Source organism: Billgrantia kenyensis (genome assembly GCF_013697085.1).
Taxonomy (GTDB): Bacteria; Pseudomonadota; Gammaproteobacteria; order Pseudomonadales; family Halomonadaceae; genus Halomonas; species Halomonas kenyensis.
Map to the genome: position 1 here is coordinate 54,749 of NZ_JACEFT010000022.1, position 19,565 is coordinate 74,313.

Genomic DNA, 19,565 nt, shown 5'->3' on the forward strand with positions numbered 1-19,565 from the left:
ATGCCGACCTCCAACACCCCAACTGTCGACGGCACCCCATTAGTCAGAGTCCCCAGCCTGGACGCTCCCGAGTGGGAGCGTGTCTCGGCGCTGCCGATCACCGAATGCGGCGAGCGTCTCATTCCGATGAGCCTCGCCCCTGAACCCATCAAGGTGTTCCCCGCCTATGCGCGCTTGGGCATTCCCGGTGCCGTGCCCGAGTGCTTCGTGCGTGAAGGGGTCTATCGGGCGCTGCTGCTGGCCGCCCGGCGGCTACCCGAGGGGATCGGCATGGTAGTACTCGATGGCTGGAGGCCGTGGCGCGTGCAGCAGTATCTTTTCGATACGCTGCATGAAGCGATCCACCACCATCACCCATCCCTCGATGAGGGTGAGCTCATGGTGCGTACGCGCGAATTCGTGTCGCTGCCGAGTCGCGACCCGCTGGCGCCTAGCCCGCATCTGACAGGGGGCGCCGTGGATGTGACCCTCTGCGATGCCGACGGCATGCCCCTCGACATGGGCACGCAATTCGACGAAGCCATTCCGGCCTCGCATACCGATCACCTCGAGACGCTGAAGGCACCGAGCGCGGCACAGCGTCAGGCGCGTAATAACCGTCGTCTGCTCTACCAGGTGATGCGTGAAGCGGGTTTTACCAACTTGCCCAGCGAATGGTGGCACTACGATTTCGGCGATCAGCTCTGGGCCCACTACAGCGGCAGCGGTGTCGCTCGTTACGGCCCGGCCGAACTCGATACCATCGAAAATCGCTGGCGGCGGCAGTTTATAGGTGGGTAGCGCTTGGTATCAGCGCTGATCCGCGTTAATCGCCATCGGCCGAGTAGGCTGCATCGGCCTTTATCTCGAAACTGCCATCTGCCACGGCGCGCCGGAATGACAACGATCACGGGCAGTTCCACCGCAGTTCGCCGGGCAATGTCGTCCTGCTCAATCCTGAGGAAGTGCATGACGGACACCCAGGCAACGACAGTACGCTGGGCTATGTCATGGTGTATGTGTCTCCCCGTCAGGTGGAGTCAATGTTTGCCGACGCAGGGGGCGCGAAGACGCCGGGCGATTTAGGAGCAGGGAAACGCTGATATCGGATCCCGTACTGCGCCATGCCATCCTGGACCTTTCCCACCTGGTCACGCAGCAGGCGGGCACGCGCATCGAGCAGGAGCACTCCCTCTACCGGATAGCCACTCGCTTGGTACAACGTAGCGGCATGTTCCAGGCAGACGGCAAGGTGAGCCGGCCCGATGCGCTGCTGATGTCGCAAGACTCTCGAACGTCGGGGCCCCAGGTAGAGCACCACGGGACGACGTTGGCCAGCGTTGGCGTGGGTGGTGCGGAACGCCTCGGGGAGGCGTAGAGGACGTGATCCTCATCCTCGGGGCCACGCAGCATATGGGCTCGCCCAAACCGGGCAGGTCCTGCAGATGGGATTCTCGCTCCAGCACACGAATCTACTCTTCATAGCGCTCCGTGTCGTCACGGTCGCGCTCGTATCTCTTGAGCGGGAACGGCGGCAACCAGGGCTCACGACGGATAGCCCAGCTTTCGTAGGTGGGTATCAGTTGGTCAGAAGCATCCAGTGCCCCCAGGTGCACTTCGACTTCGTCGGCAGTGCGCGCGAACACGGACGAGCCGCAGCGCGGGCAGAAATGCCGCCCCGCATAGTCGTGTGTCTTTCCTGTGATCGTCACCGACTCCTGGGGGAACACGGCGGAGGCGTAAAACAGTGCCCCATGATGCTTGCGGCAGTCGAGGCAGTGACAAAGGCCGATCCGATAGGGGCGTCCGGATGCCACGATGCGAACGTCGCCGCAAAGGCAGCCGCCGGTGAATTGATCCATGCTTTGCCTCCTCTCTAGCCAAGCCGCCAGAATGCTTACAACGATTCCCCTTGGGCTTCCAGCGTGTTCTTTGGTGACGATAAAGCTAAGGTAGCGGTAAACCGTTGGAATAGCGTCACTGCCAGGTGCGGCCATGGAACTCGGCGCTGGCCTTGGCTCACTGCGATTTCCGTGACACATCTGGCGAAGTTCATGATCAAAGCGCCGTGGACGAAGCGCGGCTGACGTCTCTTAATGAGACGTTGCACACCGGTCTTTCTGGGAACCCTGGGATCACGCTAGTCGTGATGTGGCGCTGAGTGGAAGCACGCTGCCGTCAGGCATGTTACTTAAGTAGCCGAAACAGAACTTCCGGAGACCCATGTTCCGGTCGTGTTCGTCTCGTTTCATCGCTACCAGCCATTGATCACAGCATGTCGAAGCCAAGTGTCGTGAAAACGAATCAAAGTGCCGTGCGGAGCACACAGGGATTGACCGCTATGACCTCTCTGACGCCGCGGTCCCATAGGATGCGACCGGCCCACCGTTGGGCGATGGCCTCCACGCTGGTCGTCCCACTCACGTGTGTGGTGCCGATGGCCTGGGCGAGTAACTGGACTGGCGACACAGGCGACTGGTTCGATGCCGTCAACTGGAGTGGCGGCGTCCCCAGCGCCAGCGATAACGTTCATATCGACAACGGCGGCACAGCCCTAGTGCAATCTGGAGTCGCGGAAGCCAACTGGCTCGTAGTCGGTGACGCGAATACGGGGACGCTCGATATCACCAACGGAGCTCGCGTGAGCAGCCGTGCTATTTATGCTGGCAATAGAGATGGCGCTAGTGGCGATATTACAGTGACCGGAGAGGGTTCCAGGCTGAGCAGCAACCAATCGATAATCGTTGGTTACCCGGGCACTGGCACCTTGACCATCAGCGACGGCGCTGGCGTTGATGCTGGTGAAAGCTATTACCTCGGCCTCGGATGGAGTGGTGGCGACGGCACCCTCAACATCGGTCAGGGCGGGGCGCCTGGGGTGGTCAATGCGCCGACGGTTCGGGGTGGTGGTGGTACGGCAACGCTCAATTTCAATCACAGCGGCGACGACTATCATTTCACCCGCGATGGCACTGCCAACGGTGAGGCGGTTGCCATCACCACCACCCACACCGTCCATGGCACCACCTCGGTCAATCACCTGGGTAGCGGAACGACCACCCTATCCGGCTCACACGCCTATTATGGCCCCACGACCATCAGCGACGGCCGGCTGTTGGTCAATGGCACCATCGCCAGCTCGGTGCTGACCAGGGTGCGCGACGGCGCCATCCTGGGCGGCTCCGGCACAGTGGGCGATACCCTGGTGGAGTCTGGTGGCATCCTCGCCCCCGGCAACTCCATCGGCACGCTGACCGTCGATGGTGATCTGACCCTGGAAAGTGGGGCCATCAGCGAGTTCGAGCTGGGGACTTCAGGCTCGGCGGCTGACCCTGCATCCGGTGCGTCGGATCGCGTCAACGTGGCTGGCGACCTTGCCTTCAATGGCACGCTCAACCTGAGCCAGAGCGACGAGTCCGATGATGGCACGGTGGGGCTTGGCTACTATCGACTGATGACCTACGGCGGCGAACTGACCGCCAATACCGCCACTATCGGGACAACGCCCTCTCTACCCCATGCCGATCTATACGAGCTGCAGGCGGGCGAGGGCCGGGTCGATCTGTTCATCGGCGCCCTGGGCGACGATAGCCTGCAGCACTGGCAAGGTGGCGATGGGGTCTGGGGCGCCACGGACACGCAGTGGCTGAACCGGGAGGGCACAGCGCCAGCCGCCTGGGCCGGGCAGCATGCCATCTTCAAGGATGCCGGTGGCTTCAACGGCGGTACTATCGAGGTGGAGGGCGCGCAATCCTTTGCCGGCCTGCAGTTCGTCGACGAGGGCTATCGGCTTGAAGGCGCCGGGCAGCTAGTCACTGAGGCCAACGGCAGCGAGATCCGCGTGCTGGCGGACCAGGCGACCATCGCCACCGAGATCACCGGCAGTGGTGGTCTCACCAAGACCGAGGCGGGCACCCTGACGCTTACCGGCACCAACACCTACACCGGCGGCACCACCGTCAACGCGGGCACGCTGGTGGTGGCGGCCGGTGGCTCCATCACCGGCGATGCCACGGTCAATGGCGGCCGTTTCGATGTCGATGGGGAGATCGACGGCGAGGTGACGGTTAACGCTGGTGGCTTCCTGGGCGGTTCCGGCACGCTGGGTGAACTGCGGGCCGGCAGCGGCAGTGTGGTGCAGCCGGGCAACTCCATCGGCACGCTCAACGTGGCGGGCAACTATACCCTGGGCAGTGGCGCCACCTATGAGGTCGAGCTGCGCGGCGGCGGCAATACGCCGGGGGTGCACAACGACCTGATCGCCGTGGCCGGCGCCGCCACCCTCGAGGAGGGCTCGTTGATCCACGTCACGCCCGAGAACGGCAGCGACGACGGATCCAGCGGCTACGCCGACGGTACCACCTACACCATCCTTACCAGCGGCGGCGGTCTGAGCGTGGCGGGCGCAGGGCCGGTGATCAGCGACGACTACGCCTACCTTGATTTCGCCGGCAGCTTCGATGCCGACAACTACTACCTCACCTCGCGCCTGGTCGATGGCACCACCACCTTCTGCCTAGCGGGGCAGAGCAGCAACCAGTGTGCCGCCGGCGGCGGGGCGTTTTCCCTGGGGGCAGGCAACGCGGTATACGACGCCGTCTTGAACATGAGTGCGGCACAGGCTGCTGCGGCTCTGGATCAACTCTCCGGCGAAGGTATCGCATCGACGCAATCGGCCCTGCTGACCGGCAGCGGCTTGGTCCGCGACAGCCTGATGGCGCACATGCGCAGCGCCGGCAATGCGCCCGACGGCAGTGACGACCCGCTCTGGGTGAGCATTGTTGGGGCCAACGTGGCGTTCGACGGCGACGGTGATACCGCTGACCTCGACAGCCGCGAATGGGGCTTTCTGGCCGGTAGGGATGCCACGCTCGACAGGCTGGGCGACGACTGGCGGCTCGGCCTCTCGGCCGGCTACACCCGCACCGACGCCTCGGTGGACGACCGCCTGACCAGCGGCGACAGTGACAATGTTCACCTGGGCCTTTACGCAGGACGCCAGTGGGGGGCGCTCGGCCTGCGCCTGGGCGCTGCCCACAGCTGGCACTGGATCGATACCGAGCGCCACGCACTTGGCCAAGAACTGACCGGCGATACCCGTGGCCGGACGCTCCAAGGGTTCGCTGAGCTGGGCTACGCCTTCGATACCGGCGCGGTCAGTGTCGAGCCCTTCGTCAACGCGGCCTGGGTGCAACAGCGGATCAGCGGCTTCGACGAGAGTGGCAGTGCAGCGGCGCTCTCGGTGGATGACGCCACCAGCGAGACGGGATTCACCACGCTTGGGTTGCGAAGCACCGCCCCGCTGGCGCTGGGCGACAAGGAGGTGACCCTGAACGGCTCGCTCGGCTGGCGTCATGCGCTGGGCGATCTGGAGCCCCAGAGCACCCACGCCTTCGCTGGCGGCGAACCCTTCACGGTTTCCGGCACGGCGATCGACCGCAACGCCGCGGTCGTCGAGACAGGCCTCGATCTCTCACTGTCCGACACGACCAGCCTTGGGGTGAGTTACGACGGCCAGTTCGGCAACGACACCCGCGCCCACGCTGGCGGAATCCGCTTGACGCACAGGTTCTGAGCCAGACAGCGGCAGTGAGACCAAGCCGAGCGGCTATATGCCGGCTCATCCAGCGCCCCCGCCAGTCTCCACCAGCAGTTACAATCCTCACTCCACCAATCGCAGCGCGAGGACATGGCAAATCCGCTCACTGTTTCACTCATAGCCGAGGTGCCGGCCCTGCCATGTGGCCGACAATACGGCGGGCGTCCTCCAGGCCGGCCAGGGATGAAGGGGGGCCGGCAATGATCGTACTGTCCGAGCTCCGGGCGCGTTACTCTCAAGGCAGAGAGCACTGCTTGGAGTATCCCGATGAGATTGGCTTCCAGGTCGCTGTACCTGGCACCGGCTCATGAGCGGCACCTGGCACTACTGCAGTCCTGGTTTCCGGATGCCGAGCATGCCCGGTTGTGGGGCGGGCCTGGCATCCGTTACCCCTTCACCGCCGAGAGCTTCCACGACGACCTGCAACTCGAGAGCGTGACGAGCCGAGCGTTGCTGAACGACAGGGGCAGCCTCCTGGGCTTCGGGCAGTATTGCCGACGCCATGAGCGCTGCCACCTGATGCGGCTTGCCATCGCCCCGGCTCATCGCGGCCAAGGCCTTGGGGCCCGACTCATTGCCGCCTTGGCGAGAGAGGGAGGCGAAGCGCTGCGCGTCACCGAGTGCGCGCTTAACGTCTATCCAAACAACCCAGCAGCCAGGCTCTATGCTCGCCTGGGGTTCAGTGACGCAACCCCTCCCGATGGTCAAAGCCTGGATGGCTGTCGCTACCTGGTGGCATCGGTCAGCGTGGCATCAAGAGATAATCTTGAGCAGGCAAGTTTAGCCGTGCACAAGGGCTTGAAGAATGGCCGATAGGGCGAAGCGCAGGAGAAACCGGATGGCCTACCTGGGGGGAGTCTCAGCTCTGCTATTAGCGCTTGTACTCACCGGCGTACTGGCCATGCAAGCCTGGCGCCTGGCCGATAACCGTGCGATGGAGCAGGCCTGGGCATGGCTGCAATCCCAGGCGCCCGCCACCGTCGAAACGTTCGACCCCGCCATGGTGGAAGACCTGCCCGACGCCGCCCGGCGCTACTTCCTCTACACCATCGCCCCGGGCACGCCGCTTCACGTCGTCAGCGAAATCCACATGACCGGCGAGATCGGCCTCGGTAGCAAGGAAGACCCCGGCTACCGCCCCATGCGGGCACGCCAGATACTCGCCCCGCCGCACGGCTTCATCTGGCAGCTCGAACGGGCCGGTTCCGGCCTGATGCAGATGAGCGGCTCGGACGGCATGGCCGAAGGCCGCTCCTGGACACGCTTCTGGCTCAACGGCACGCTGCCCGTCGCCAGGGCCGGCGGCGATGGCAACCACCTGCGCGCCTCGTTCGGCCGAGCGGTAGCGGAAGCCGCCTTCTGGGCCCCGGCAGCCCTGCTGCCCCAGCACGGAGTGCGCTGGCAAGAGACAGGAGTGCGCTGGGAAGAGACCGGCGAGCCCAACCTGGCACGAGCGATCATCACTCATGGCACCCTGGAGCAAGCCATCGAGATCGCCGTAGCCGAGAACGGCCAACCGCGCTGGGTGCAGTTCCAGCGTTGGAGCGACGCCAACCCCGAGAAGGAGTGGCGACTCCAGCCCTTCGGCGGCTACCTCGACGACTTCCAAGATTTCGAAGGCTTCACCCTGCCCACGAAGGTCGAGGCGGGTAATCACTTCGGCACCGAGGCGTACTTTCCTTTCTTTCGGGTGAGGGTGGAGGAGGTGCGGTTCTCGGGGGCGTAGAGCTCAATGGTACTAGGCAAGATCAGCGAGATGCTGGCGGACCACATAGAGATCCTGCACCAAGCCGCTGAGCAGCCGGTCCAGAGGTGGCTGGCCAGCAAACAAGGGATTATGATTAGGTCGGTGCAGCCAAGCGTCCGCGGCGTCGGCACGCGGCAGCAGGATCTGAAGAGCCTTGTAGATATCCAGAATCAGCGACATGCGCTCGAGCTGATTGACGTCGAGCCGAGCCGCCGTGGGCTGCTTGTGCCAGCGCCGATAGGTGGGCTCAGGCACGCCAAGCAGCAAGGCGGCTTCCTGCTCCTTCAACCCCAACCGTTGGCGATGTCGGGGTATGTACGCATCGCCGCCACGCTCATGTGTTGGCGTTTTTCGGCGGGCATTTGAGGTGGGGCCATCAAGACCACCATGAGCCAAATGGCGGATATAAGGAATTATCGCTCAAATGGAGAAGGGCTGTCACTAACCCCTTCGCCGAGGTGTACGTCGTCATCTCCGGCTTCGGCCAGTTCCTCAACGGCGATACCCGCCAGCCCTTCGAGACGGGGAAGTGTTGTTTGTACCCGCCGGCGATGTTCATCGTTTCGAGGACTTCACCGACGGCTTTGCGGCTAGGGTGTTCTTCTACGGCCCAGAGGTGGTGAAGCACTTACCGAATTCTGCATTACCCGTACTGCCATCGGGTGCATCCTTGGCGGAAAAGAGCATCCTCTAAGAGACCGCATTATTTAAGGGAGTAGAGAGATGCCAACCAAGTTTTTCAAACTACAATAGCCGTTGGTAGGCGTCTATAAGTAATGCAGTGGTAAGGAGCTTAAGAAGATCGTAGTCAAACCCACCAGAGCCTAGTGCTGTCTGGTTGTAGACTTCTCTAAATCTTTCATGATCAATTAGTTCCCATTGAGAAAGCTGACCCTCAAGAACCAGAGTCTCCAGATACGCTCTATTGTGCCACAATGCTTTCTGAAACGCTCCTGTAACCGAGCCCTTCCTGCGCCTGAAAACGGCAGTTGTATTATAGTGTTCCGCGACTACTTTCCGAAAAGGCAGTCGTGTATGGTTTTCGTCATAGAGAGCTTCTGTAGGAAACGAGAGAGCGTAACGGAGCATTTCGCTCTGCGTAAAGGGCCTCAAATACTGCGCCCGCTCATCGCAGATGACTCGATAGCTGTTCTCGCTGATAGCATCTTGCACCCATGCATACCTTAGAGAATGATTTCTCGCCGCTATAAGCGAGAAATTATCTCGACGGAAGCTCGAAATCACCTCCTTTCGGAGAAATTTGTTAGGCGGATTCGGAGGTGTTTTAAGCATTTCTCGCAATATGCGGATATAGCTAACCGAGTACAGTTTAGCATAGTGCCTGAGTTTACGTGCGAATGCCGAAGGTTGGCTGTGCAACGTATCTCGTAGCGTTGCCACCGGCACAGGATCCAGAAATATCTGATCACCACCATGACCATCTAAAATTGTCACAGGCCGTGTCTTAGTTCGTACCGATAGGTCTTCTGCGAGCCGATGGATTACGGCTTGGAAAGCGAGTGCAGTTGAAGGAGTTGCAGGTAGAGGGCGCTGGATCGGTCGAAAGAGCAAATCTTCCGAAAGTGTTAAAGAGAAGTGCTCGACTCCGAGTTTGGCGGCAATAGCCGCAGCAATCTTCGCGTCATCATGCGCACTTCCACCTGGGAAGTGCCAAGTGAATGCCACGGGCTTATCTACCCCGTATACTGAAGCAGCAGCATAGAGTAAAGACGTTGAGTCACACCCGCCAGAGAAAGAAACTCCGAAACGCTCTGTAAACTCCTCTCGTCGAAGTAATTCTTCAAGGATCTCCGCCGGATTTTCAGAGGCTGTGCTGTCGTTATGTAATAAGTCTATTTCTGAGGCGATTTGGAAAGTTCCGCTACGCTGTACGTAAGCCACTCCGCCGGCGGGAATGGCGTGGACATCTTGCCAAACCGAGAAACCCAGTGCACGGTCGTTATTAAGATGCGCGACAATCTTCTCAAGCGCTGGCGTGTTAGCTCCTTTCTCAAGAACATCTTCAAGTGTTCTTCCAACTACTACACCTGAAGAGGTAGTTCGTAAATAAATCTCGCGGCAACTGCCCAGTGGGTTCCGTACCGTTATTTTGCCATCCTCGGTTGCGATATACGGAGCGCGTGCGGTGCGCCATGGCTTCATCTCGCTGAGTATGTTTTCCTCTTGCGCTGAGGTAATTGAATTGTCATTGAGACTAATCACCAGCGGGTAACGGCCGATGAAGTAGCGCGCAACGCCTTTCAGACAAAGGTTATTACCGCTATCATGTAGACCATCTGGGGATTTGTCAACGTCAGTGAAGGTTGTCCGTTTTTTATCAATTCAGATTGTCCGGTTTTTATCAGTGCTCTTTCATCGGAACAGATTCAGGGTCGTGTGAGGGTTCGTCCTCCTTCTTGGCTTGGGGGGTCACCAGTCCGGCGCGTCGCTTGTCCTTCAGCCGGTAGCTTTCGCCCTTGATGTTCAGCGTGGTCGAGTGGTGCAGTAACCGGTCCAGGATCGCCGTGGCGATGACCTGATCGCCAAAGATCTCGCCCCAGTCCATGAACGACTTGTTCGAGGTGAGGATGGTGCTGGCTCGCTCGTAGCGCCGATTGATCAAACGAAAGAACAGGCTGGCCTCTTCGCGGGTCATGGGCAGGTAGCCCATCTCGTCGAGCACTAGCACCTTGGGGTAGGTCAGCTGCTGGAGTTGTCGGTCCAGACGATTCTCCTGCCGTGAGCGCATCAGCGTGCTGACCAGCCGATCCAAGGTCATGAACAGCACGCGGTGCCCGGCTTCAGCGGCTTTCACCGCCAACGCCACGGCGAGGTGCGTTTTCCCCACCCCGGGCGGGCCGAGCAGCACCACGTTTTCGCCGCGTTCGACAAAGCTTAGGCCAGCCAGGTCACGCACGATCTTGTGATCGATGCTGGGCTGGAAGCTGAAGTCGAACTGCTCCAGGGTCTTGATCCAGGGGAGCCGAGCTTGTTTCAGGCGCGACTCCAGGCCCTTCTGGTGGCGCCCGCCCCACTCCTGGGCAAGGGCCTGCTCGAGGAATTCGCGGTAGTTCAGATCCTGTTTGCTGGCATGCTCGCAGAGGCTGTCGAGCGAGGCCTGCAGGTGCTCCATCTTCAGACGGTCGAGCAACTGTTCCAGGGCCATCACAGCACCTCCTGGTAGACGCTCAGGTCTCGCTGCTGGACGGAGAGGCTCTGCTGCCACAGAGCGGCATGATGCTCCGGCACGGTACGCCAGCCGGCCTGTGGCGTCTGGAGGCGGTGTTGGGCGATCCGGTCACCGGCTGGGGTATAAACGCTCAGTTCGTCATCCAGGCTCAGCCGGATCACCACCGCCTGCCCGCAGTAGCCATCGGGCACGCTGTAGCGGTTACCGCGTACCTCGATGTAGCCGTCCCAGCCGACCTGGCGCAGGTCGTGATAGCGGGTATCGAAGTCGGTGGCCGGCAGGGTCTGGAGGGCCACCACCTCGGCGGTAAAGCGTTCGGCCGGGCTTTGGCGGAACTGCCGTAGCGGTCGCTGATCGGCCACCCGCTCCAGCCATTGCTGGAGCAGTTGGTTCAGGTGGGCATAGCTCTCGAATTGCCGGTAGCGCTGGAAGAAGTGCTGCTTCACGTAGCCCACCATGCGCTCGGTCTTGCCCTTGGTCCGGGGGCGCTGCGGGCGACAGGCCTTTGGGGCGAAACCGTAGTGGTTGGCCAGTTGCAGAAAGCCGGCATTGAAGATGACGCGGTGATCTCGGTCATGCTTCAACACCGCCGCCTTCTGGTTATCCACCAACACCGTGCGCGGCACGCCGCCGAAGTAGCGGAAGGCCTGCACCAGCGACTCATAGGGATGCTCGGCATCCTGGCTGGGTGCCGCCCAGGCATGGAAGCGACGCGAGTAGCCCAGCGTGTTGACCGCGAAGTTGACCTTGCAGCGTTGACCGGCCACTACCGCGTCGATCTCGCCCCAGTCATGTTGCAGTTGGAAGCCGGGCGGGGTCTCGAAGCGCACGGTCTGCTTGCTGGGCCGTAGGGCTCGCTTGGGTTGAACGTATGTCCGCACCAGGGTGCTGCCGCCGGTATAGCCCTGCTCACGGATCAGTTGGAAGATCACCGTGGCGTTCCAGACGTTATCGGCCAACAGCTGATCGATGATCGGTTTGTAGGGATCTAGCTTGCTCGCTCGCGGCTTGGCCGGTCGCCCCGTTGGCGCCGCCTCGCGGCCCAAGTGGCGGCGCACGGTGCGTTCACAGCAGCCGATCTGATGGGCAATGTCCACGAGGTGAGCGCCTCGCTGGTGAAGTTGCTTTATCATGAGAAAGTCCTCTCGGCTCAGCATGGCCAGGTCTCTTGTAGGCTTCGTCACCAACAAGGGAAGGCCATGCGGGTCGGGGGGACAATCTGTTTTGATGATCTACGGACTTATAGCTCTGACGCTGACAGATTTCACCAAAGACATAAGGTTAGCTCCCCTGCTCTGCCAAAGTCGGCGCGTTGCACGGCCCGATATCGATCCACTCATCGGCAAGTGCCAGCACCTGCTCTCGGTGGCTAACGACCACCAGAGTCTCAACGCGTGCTCTTAGCGCCTGCATGAGCTGAATCTCGCGCACACTATCCAGCGCTGCCGTGGGCTCATCGAGGATCATGTTGCGTGTGCCGCGCAGCAGTGCTCTGCCAATGGCGACGCGCTGCTGCTCTCCGCCGGAGAGATTCCTGCCCTGTACCCCAACATTCCGGTCCAGCACGCCTTCGCCGGAGGTTTCACCGCCGATCCGTCCTAGATCTAGGAGGTCGACGAGTGCCAGCAGCTCCTGGTCAGGCACGGGCTGAGGGTGCGCGTATAGCAGGTTTTCGCGAAGACTGCCGCTAAAGATCAGCGGCGCTTGGGGAACGACACTCACTTCACCAAGGATCGCCTCTGGTGAAAGGCGGCGAACACTGACACCGTGGAAGAGTATCTCGCCGGCCGCCTGGGGCTCGAGCCCGAGAAGGGTCCTCAACAAAGTGGACTTCCCGCTTCCGGATGGGCCACGCACCCCGTACATCTTGCCAGCCTTAATCTCCAAATTGAGCGGCATGGCGGCCGTGACGTCATCAGAGCGCAAAGTAACCGCACGCAGTGCGAACACGGGCTGCTGAGGATCAAGAAGGGTATCGGCGGTGGCCTTTGGCTCAGTCGGCAGGTCAAGGTATCTAAGGCCGTCCCCGAGGGCAACGTAGTTCTTCTTGAGGTCGATCAAAGCCGCCGCAATCATGACGAACGGTGAAGTGAGTTGAACTACATAGGTTGTGATCATGATGAAGTCGCCGACTTGGTAACGCTGGCGTAGCGTTTCACTGACGGTATAGAGCGTGAACCCTCCCAGCACGAGGCCCACAGCGAGCACTTGCCCACCCATTAAGCCGCTGAGCTTGGCATGGGTCCCGTACACGGTGTGAACGTAGGTGCGAAGATGCTGGTCGAGGGTGCGCTCTTCATATCCGACCGCGAGGTTGATCTTGATGTCGTACAGGGCGCGCAGGCGCTCGGCGAGGAATTCACTCAGCTGGGTATGCGTCTGGTAGAAGTTCTTGTGAATGCGGGTTGTCGTATCGGCAATTCGGTAGGTGAGCACGAAGAGCACCACAATGGCCAGGATGAAGGCGGCCGCGAAGGTAAGATTTATCACCTGCCACAGAATACCGAATACGAAGCAGAGCTGGATGACCACCGGGGCGATGGTCCAGAAGATGGCGTGGTTGATCAGGCCAAAGCTGCTCATCGCGCGGTTCACATCCGCCATGACCACGCCCGTATCCAGCCGGTGCTGCGCTTGGTAAGGCAGGCGAAAAAGGCGCCGCACAACGCTCGAATATACGGCAGCATCGCACCTGGCCATAACGTATGAGCTCGCGAGATTCTTGCCCCACTCCATCATGTTGCTCAGTGTCCAACCGACCGCATAGGCCGTGGCGAAGACGTAGATCATGCCCACCACTGCCTCGCCCGACTCTTCCACTAAGAGGTTGGTGGTTTGCCGGAGTAAATAGGGAACCGCAGCGCCCACTGCCGCTATGCTGATCATAAGTAGCAGAACGAGCACGAGATGGACAAAGAATCGTGGATAGCGTGAGCGGACCAGATCGAGCCCACGCCGGTAGGTTTTCACATAGGATGAAGGGTAGGTATCTTTCATATCAGACATGGCAAGGCTCTGTGGTCTAGATTTCAACAATCGGATACATCCTCTTGGGCAAGTTTGGATCATCTCCTAGCACTTGTCCTCCAACTTCAACCCAAGCGTGTGATAAGAAGTCGTACCGTTGAACCCCTATGCGAAACATGGGACAGATACCGAGTGAAAGAAGAAGTCGTGACAATGACATGGAATATTCCAGGCACTCCACACGATAAGGTAGCCAGAGTGCAACCACTGCTATGGCTGCAGCAGCGCTTTCGCAACTTCGCTTTTGTTCACTGCATTCCGTCGGTAAGTGTGTCGTATTTGCACGTGTAGCTTTTAGAGTGCGCAGACTGTTCATTGCATTGTGAAATCCCTGCGTCGTTAGCAAAGTCTTCGCCCAAAGCAAATTCTTTAGCGCGCGGATGCACATTCCTGTATCTGGGACAGCTTGGTGGAATTGGCGAGAGAATCGCCACTCATAGTCGCCAATTCCATGCTCCCGGACAGTTACTCTCCGGACAGCCTGCCGCTGGTTAGAGAGCTCGAGTATTCCCATGTCGAGCAGCGCCCGGACAGACTCTGACTGTTCACCACCCTCTGTTAGCGCCGACTCAAGTTCTAGGCTAGCAGGTGCCTCTAGGATAAGATAACAGTCTGATCTCTCATCAAGGATGATGAATTCGCCGTTAAGTAGGACGTTGTGGGCATATCGGCTAAACGTTGGGTAAATCGCCATGGCATGGCTCCGTGATTTCCCGAGTTGGAAATGGCTGCACGAGCACGGCGGTATAAGGACGTGACGGTGCGGCATGTCGCACTGAGTGCGACATGCCGCTAGCCCTTCAGGTCCACGGGTCCCTGTAGACAGCGTAGGTGCCCTCAATAATGGCGCCACCGCCTGATCCCCGGGTTGCACGGCTCGCTCTAAAGGTGGATGCCTTTTGACGTAGCACGCTGGGAAGGTGCTTCTTCACAATTTTTTTCTTCAACATGTCTTTCTCCTTGTGTGGCCTTGTTTCGATTCCGACGTCGGCACACATGAGATTATCGGGTGTAGCCAGCTTGCGCACCTAACCGTCCGGATAGCTATATGTTGGCTTGATCTCGACATTGTCTAATATGTGGTCGGCCCTTGCGATCCATAACCTGTTTTCACTTGCTACGAAGTAGGTCACTTCTTTGTTTTTTTGGGTCAACGGTAGTGAGAGGCTCTGGTAAGAAGAGAAATGGCAAGCTCTCTTCATCCATTATGCGCTAGTATCTGACGGCAGTCATTAGTAAGAATAAGACAGCGAAGATCGAAAGGTGGGGTTATAGGTCTGATTGGCAGCGGTATCTAGATGCTTCCAGTTTTCCCTGATATGAGAATTTTGCATGCCCCACCATTGCCAAAAACGCAGGACGACGCTTAGCAATAAGTGGGTTGCTGCTTGACCGAAATTCATCCCAGTTGAGCGTAGCGAAAACCGGCGCATCACGATCAGCCTTACGATGAGGCAATGGCCCGGAATGGCAGGGGAGACCTTGCAGCCTCAAGGCACGTAGTGAACGATCAGTAACGACCATGTACACTTTGTTGATTTGTTTTAGAACACAAAAAGTATACAAGAGCTGTAAGATTAAGCTAGTTGGGGTCTGACCATCTGAAAAAGCGAAACGGCGGTATCCTGGAGCTATTGCCAAGCGTGATACTTCGCATTTGCCGGGTCCACGTAGTGAGCAACCCGTCGGCACGGTGTCAGAAAAAACACTATCGATCATCCAAGGTGCCCAATAAGGATGCACTCGTAAGTAAGCTGCTAGCTGACCCTGAGCCAGAACTCCGAGATGCCAAGCGCTGCCATCGAAAGCATCGACTTCTTTCAACTGACCTCGGCGGCCTACCCATCCAAGCTCACTGCAAAAGACCTGGGCTCTTAGCTCGAATGCTTGGGCTAACCGACAGTCGCACAATGGATATTCAAGGCAGTATTCATGGCGGTCAAGAGTAAGTGAATTTACACCACTTGAGAAAGATGGTTCCGCTATTTTATCACGCATTAGTATACCAGAGCCTTCATCGTCATCTCTAGCATTAGCGTTACCTTTAGCGATAGCATTGGCTACTAACCGAATGGATAGGGTGGAACCCGCTGGAGTTAGCCATGGATCTTCCAGGAAAGGGTGGATCAGTGGTCAAGAAGCCCACCACTCGCCTAATCTCCTTGTAAGGTCATTTTCGTCTGCTTTACTTAGTCATGTCCCCTATGTGGAAATTGTACTTTCCGGCCTTCTTGTACAATATTTGAACAGCTTCCAGGGATGCTATACTCGATCATGCTCTATTGAGTGCTAGAATATCAGAGGGAGTTGATATAAGGGTGTCCAATAGCATAGATCAAGCGACTCTTGTCGACCTCATTGGCCATATGAAAAGCTGTCTATCACAGCCAGAGCGAGGCGTCTCAGATACGCTGGAGTGGCTTCGTGATCTCAGCTGTTGCGATGGCATCATTCTTTGCCAGGCTAGACATCCATCCGCTTCCCCAATCAGACACCTTGTTAGTCACGACTATCCTCAGGAATGGATACAGATGTACCTAGCGCAAGGTTTTTCTAGGATCGATCCGGTCATACGTTATGCATATGTAGCCTTAGACATTTATTCTTGGAAGGAAGCTTATGAGCACTTTGGAGATTGCGGCCAAACTAAATTCTTAGACATGGCGGCTGGTTATGGCTTGCATGCGGGGTTTGCGTGTAGCTATGCGCAAGAGCATTCTGGCGTAATCACTGTCTGTTCTATAAATGTCGATAGCAACGTACTGCAATCAGTAGCCCAATGGGCACTTAGTAACGTCATGCCAGCGTTGCATACGGCAACGAGTTGTATAAGGCAGCATAAATCTATTAGGCCGCTGACTGCGCGTGAATTGGAAGTGCTAAAATGGTCAAGTGAAGGGAAAACGGTATGGGAAATTGGGGTGATACTTAACCTCTCTGAAGGAACGGTTAAGTTTCATCTAAATAATATTTATAGGAAGTTAAATGTATCCAACCGGGCGCAGGCTATAGCAGCTGCAGCTTATCAAGGTTTGATTTGTTTTTAACCCATTGGTCGTAGATTTTCATCTAAAAAATACTCCCTATTAGCTGAGGGAGGATAATCGATCACTGGGAGTCTGATGGCTCGCCAGCGCTCCAACATCGAACGGTTCAACAGACTTGAACACTCCCGCCTTGGTCATTTTTCTTCGCAGCTCGAAGCGCTCCAGGGCGGCAGGTAGCTCGATGTCGACCAAGGCCTTGAAATTGATTTCTCGCCACTGAGACTTAGTGACCAGAACACTGTAGAGGTAGCTTTCGGTGGGCTGCCCAGTACCGGCATCGAGGATCGGCATGTAGGCCGATACCAGCGCCACCTGAACGGTCGGTAGACGGTGGAATATCTCACCTAGCACCCGCATCGCAACGCCATGAGCGTAGTCGCGATACAGCATACGACGCCGCGTGGCGGCGACTTTTTTAATGGAAACCTTCGCCTGCTTGGCATCCAGGTGGTACTCCACGTCGGGGAAGGCATCCTCTTCGGGTAGCTCGATGTCGATAGCGATGGTGCTGGCATCATCACCGAGATCGAAGCTCACGTTCGTCTCCCTCGGCCACGGGATTTCCCCCAGGTGTTCCTCAAGGACATTGGCCATAGCATCGAGGCTCGTCAGCACTAACTCGGTCTCTTGTACGCGCCGTTGCCGTTCCTGATCGTTGAAGGCCCGCGCCGCATCCTCCCATTCGCTCAAGTCGCGCGCGTATTGTTCAGCCCATCGCTCGTTCTGCTCTTCTAGTCGGCGCCTCGCCGGTGGCCAGATACGGCTCCAGAGCGTCGGCTTGAGGCGAGGCCGGCGCTGAGGCTCAGGCTCGGAAAATGCACGAGCCTGAAACACTGGCGTGTCTCGTGGCGGCAGCGTATCAAGGTGTACCGTCGCTAGCGCAGCCAGATCGGCGTTAAGGCGATCGCACGCTTGCTGGAGCATATCGCGCATGCCCTCCCCAGCGTACTTACGAAGTACGCGGAGCTCCGTCTCATCATATGGCTGCCCATCGTCGTCGGTGATCACCACCTCGCCGTCCTCATTGACCCGGACGCGCGCAACTGCAGAGCCTCCTGCCTTGAGCTGCTGCTCAAGTACCTTGCCCCGAGAGAGCGCTCCTGCCCGGGCGCTGGTTGCTCCCGGGCTACCACGCTTGTTGAGCTTCTCACGGAAGGCGAGGCCGGTACCCGGCAGCCCCACGTTGGCATAAACGCCGCGACTCCCCACGCTGATTTTGGCGCCACGAGGGCCGATGGAGGCCCCGATCCCGCTTTTGCTGAGGTTCAGGCTTATGCCTGGCGCAATACGGATGCGCCGACGAAATCGAAGTGCCATTCTCCACCCCTTGTCTTGTCACTCGTTGTTGCCGTTTTCAGCCTGTTCACGGCGTTTCTGCATGGCATCGCTGAAGGCTGCGGCCAGGATGCCGGTCGGCATGGCGATCATGCCGATGCCGACGATAGCGGTCAGGCCTGCAAACAGCTGCCCAGCCGCGGTTACCGGTGTTACGTCCCCATAGCCCACGGTGGTGAGGGTGGCCACGCTCCACCAGAGCGCTCTGGGAATGCTCCCGAAGGCCTCAGGTTGATGGCTGGCTTCCAGGACATAGATCACGCTGCTGGTGACGATCAGCAGTGCCACCGCCACCATCAAACTTACCGTGAGTTCGTAGCGTCGCCCGCGCACTGCCGAATAGAGATCGCCGATTGCGTTGGAGAAGCGCCCCAGGCGCGCGAGCCTGAGTAGCCGGATCAGCTTGAGCAGACGCAAGGCGAAGGCGTTGACAGCCCCCATGGTCAGGAAGAATGGCAGAATCGCCAGCAGGTCGATGATTGCCCATGGGCTGACCATGAAGCGCAAACGTCCAGCCAGCCCTCGATAGCGAGGATCTTCGCCAGCCGCAATCACGCGCGCGACGTACTCGACCAGAAAAGCCAAGGCCAGCACAACCTCGGCGGTAACGAAGAAGGGTGGAGCAAGCGCTCGAACTACCGGCTCCGTCTCCAGAATGGTCAGTGCCGTGGCGAGAACTATCAGAACGGCTATGACGCGGTTGGTGATCGACAGCCCGGGGGATTGGCGAGCGGTGGGCTCGAGCATCTGGTACAAGCGACGGCGCCCAGCCTCATAGGGGCTGGCCTTCTGGCTATCCGATTGCTGCATGCATCCCCCTATCCCGTCGCCAGCTGATCAGTACAAGACTCTCAGACCCACCGCTAAAGCGAATGGGGAACGCAGCATTATTAACATACTGCTCAGGCCCACGGATGGCGTTATTGCCAACGCTTCCACCGAGCCCTGTGCGGATTGGACCGTATGGCGGAAGGCCGCTCCTGGACGCGCTTTTGGCTCGACGGCACGCTACCCCTCGCCAGAGTCGGGGGCGACGACAACCACCTGCGCGCCTCGTTCGGCCGGGCCGTGGCGGAAGCCGTCTTCTGGGCCCCGGCAGCGCTGCTGCCCCAGCACGGAGTGCGCTGGCAAGAGACCGGCGAGCCCAACCTGGCACGAGCGATCATCACCCACGGCAACCTGGAACAAGCCATAGAAATTGCCGTGGCCGAGAACGGCCAACCGCGCTGGGTGCAGTTCCAACGCTGGAGCAACGCCAACCCCGAGAAGGAGTGGCGGCTCCAGCCCTTCGGCGGCTACCTGGACGACTTCCAGAACTTCGAAGGCTTCACCCTGCCCACCCAGGTCGAGGCGGGCAATCACTTCGGCACCGAGGCGTACTTTCCGTTCTTCCGGCTGAGGGTGGGGGAGGTGCGGTTTTCTGCTTTTTAGACAATACAGAGCCGCGCCTATTACCCCATCTCATAATGTTGCGCTAGGATAATGTTTGTGTTGAGATATTTATGAACATTTAGCTTGTGAGTTTTCGTTCAAGATTATCTATGATATTTTTTAATTTATCGCTGGGCGGTCTCAAGTCCCAAGCGCAACACTATTGAAGGGTGTCCGGTCCAGCGACTGATTTCTTGAGCACCTCGGAAT

Annotated in this window: 17 protein-coding genes; 7 read left to right on the plus strand and 10 right to left on the minus strand. The window is 58.9% G+C overall.

Annotated elements, in window-relative coordinates; genetic code table 11:
* Together H1D44_RS15545 and H1D44_RS21330 are read left to right on the plus strand one after the other, a co-directional pair.
* A complete protein-coding gene (locus H1D44_RS15545; protein WP_181515769.1) occupies positions 1-780 on the plus strand; it encodes a M15 family metallopeptidase in 780 nt (259 codons plus the stop codon).
* A 164-nt stretch (positions 781-944) separates the two neighbouring features.
* On the plus strand, positions 945-1,082 hold the full coding sequence (locus tag H1D44_RS21330; protein WP_422671701.1) for a hypothetical protein: 138 nt from the start codon (positions 945-947) through the stop codon (positions 1,080-1,082).
* Positions 1,083-1,451: 369 nt separating this feature from the next.
* Here H1D44_RS21330 and H1D44_RS15555 read toward each other — a convergent pair whose 3' ends face one another.
* Positions 1,452-1,841: a GFA family protein gene (locus tag H1D44_RS15555; RefSeq protein ID WP_181515770.1), complete on the minus strand. Its 390-nt coding sequence runs from the start codon at positions 1,839-1,841 to the stop codon at positions 1,452-1,454.
* 575 nt (positions 1,842-2,416) lie between these two features.
* Between H1D44_RS15555 and H1D44_RS15560 the strand changes: the two genes are divergently transcribed.
* The 3 genes from H1D44_RS15560 to H1D44_RS15570 all read left to right on the plus strand — a co-directional run bounded on the left by H1D44_RS15560 (position 2,417) and on the right by H1D44_RS15570 (position 7,304).
* Positions 2,417-5,554 (plus strand): autotransporter outer membrane beta-barrel domain-containing protein, encoded by a 3,138-nt coding sequence (locus H1D44_RS15560; protein WP_275299103.1) that lies wholly within the window; start codon positions 2,417-2,419, stop codon positions 5,552-5,554.
* 291 nt (positions 5,555-5,845) lie between these two features.
* Positions 5,846-6,394, plus strand: coding sequence for a GNAT family N-acetyltransferase (locus H1D44_RS15565; RefSeq protein WP_181515772.1), 549 nt, complete (start codon positions 5,846-5,848; stop codon positions 6,392-6,394).
* A 22-nt stretch (positions 6,395-6,416) separates the two neighbouring features.
* Complete coding sequence (locus H1D44_RS15570) at positions 6,417-7,304, plus strand: DUF6544 family protein (RefSeq protein WP_181515773.1); 888 nt, start codon at positions 6,417-6,419, stop codon at positions 7,302-7,304.
* Positions 7,305-7,316: 12 nt separating this feature from the next.
* On the opposite strand, the gene H1D44_RS15575 is transcribed toward H1D44_RS15570, so the two are convergent.
* The 7 genes from H1D44_RS15575 to H1D44_RS21340 all read right to left on the minus strand — a co-directional run bounded on the left by H1D44_RS15575 (position 7,317) and on the right by H1D44_RS21340 (position 15,540).
* Positions 7,317-7,592 (minus strand): antitoxin Xre/MbcA/ParS toxin-binding domain-containing protein, encoded by a 276-nt coding sequence (locus H1D44_RS15575; protein ID WP_238984549.1) that lies wholly within the window; start codon positions 7,590-7,592, stop codon positions 7,317-7,319.
* A 477-nt stretch (positions 7,593-8,069) separates the two neighbouring features.
* Positions 8,070-9,488, minus strand: a complete 1,419-nt coding sequence (locus H1D44_RS15580; protein WP_181515774.1) for an asparagine synthase-related protein — start codon at positions 9,486-9,488, stop codon at positions 8,070-8,072.
* A gap of 199 nt (positions 9,489-9,687) precedes the next feature.
* Complete coding sequence (istB, locus tag H1D44_RS15585; protein ID WP_181515775.1) at positions 9,688-10,494, minus strand: IS21-like element helper ATPase IstB; 807 nt, start codon at positions 10,492-10,494, stop codon at positions 9,688-9,690.
* A complete protein-coding gene (istA, locus tag H1D44_RS15590) occupies positions 10,491-11,672 on the minus strand; it encodes an IS21 family transposase (RefSeq protein WP_181515776.1) in 1,182 nt (393 codons plus the stop codon). The genes istB and istA overlap by 4 nt, the downstream gene beginning before the upstream one ends.
* Before the next feature lie 124 nt (positions 11,673-11,796).
* Positions 11,797-13,521 carry an ATP-binding cassette domain-containing protein gene (locus tag H1D44_RS15595; protein ID WP_181515777.1) on the minus strand — a complete coding sequence of 575 codons (1,725 nt, stop codon included), beginning with the start codon at positions 13,519-13,521 and terminating at the stop codon, positions 11,797-11,799.
* A gap of 16 nt (positions 13,522-13,537) precedes the next feature.
* A complete protein-coding gene (locus H1D44_RS21335) occupies positions 13,538-14,311 on the minus strand; it encodes a lasso peptide biosynthesis B2 protein (RefSeq protein ID WP_422671706.1) in 774 nt (257 codons plus the stop codon).
* 500 nt (positions 14,312-14,811) lie between these two features.
* On the minus strand, positions 14,812-15,540 hold the full coding sequence (locus H1D44_RS21340) for an acyl-homoserine-lactone synthase (protein WP_181515779.1): 729 nt from the start codon (positions 15,538-15,540) through the stop codon (positions 14,812-14,814).
* 368 nt (positions 15,541-15,908) lie between these two features.
* On the opposite strand from H1D44_RS21340, the gene H1D44_RS20850 reads away from it, so the two are divergent.
* On the plus strand, positions 15,909-16,589 hold the full coding sequence (locus H1D44_RS20850) for a helix-turn-helix transcriptional regulator (RefSeq protein WP_238984550.1): 681 nt from the start codon (positions 15,909-15,911) through the stop codon (positions 16,587-16,589).
* Between the two features lie 39 nt (positions 16,590-16,628).
* On the opposite strand, the gene H1D44_RS15615 is transcribed toward H1D44_RS20850, so the two are convergent.
* The gene (locus H1D44_RS15615) at positions 16,629-17,906 is read right to left on the minus strand and encodes a DUF4236 domain-containing protein (RefSeq protein ID WP_181515780.1); all 1,278 of its coding nucleotides are present in this window, start codon (positions 17,904-17,906) and stop codon (positions 16,629-16,631) included.
* Positions 17,907-17,924: 18 nt separating this feature from the next.
* Positions 17,925-18,734: a potassium channel family protein gene (locus H1D44_RS15620; protein WP_181515781.1), complete on the minus strand. Its 810-nt coding sequence runs from the start codon at positions 18,732-18,734 to the stop codon at positions 17,925-17,927.
* Between the two features lie 144 nt (positions 18,735-18,878).
* Here H1D44_RS15620 and H1D44_RS15625 point away from each other — a divergent pair, with 144 nt between their 5' ends.
* The gene (locus H1D44_RS15625) at positions 18,879-19,355 is read left to right on the plus strand and encodes a DUF6544 family protein (protein WP_338073521.1); all 477 of its coding nucleotides are present in this window, start codon (positions 18,879-18,881) and stop codon (positions 19,353-19,355) included.
* The last annotated feature ends 210 nt before the right edge of the window (positions 19,356-19,565 follow it).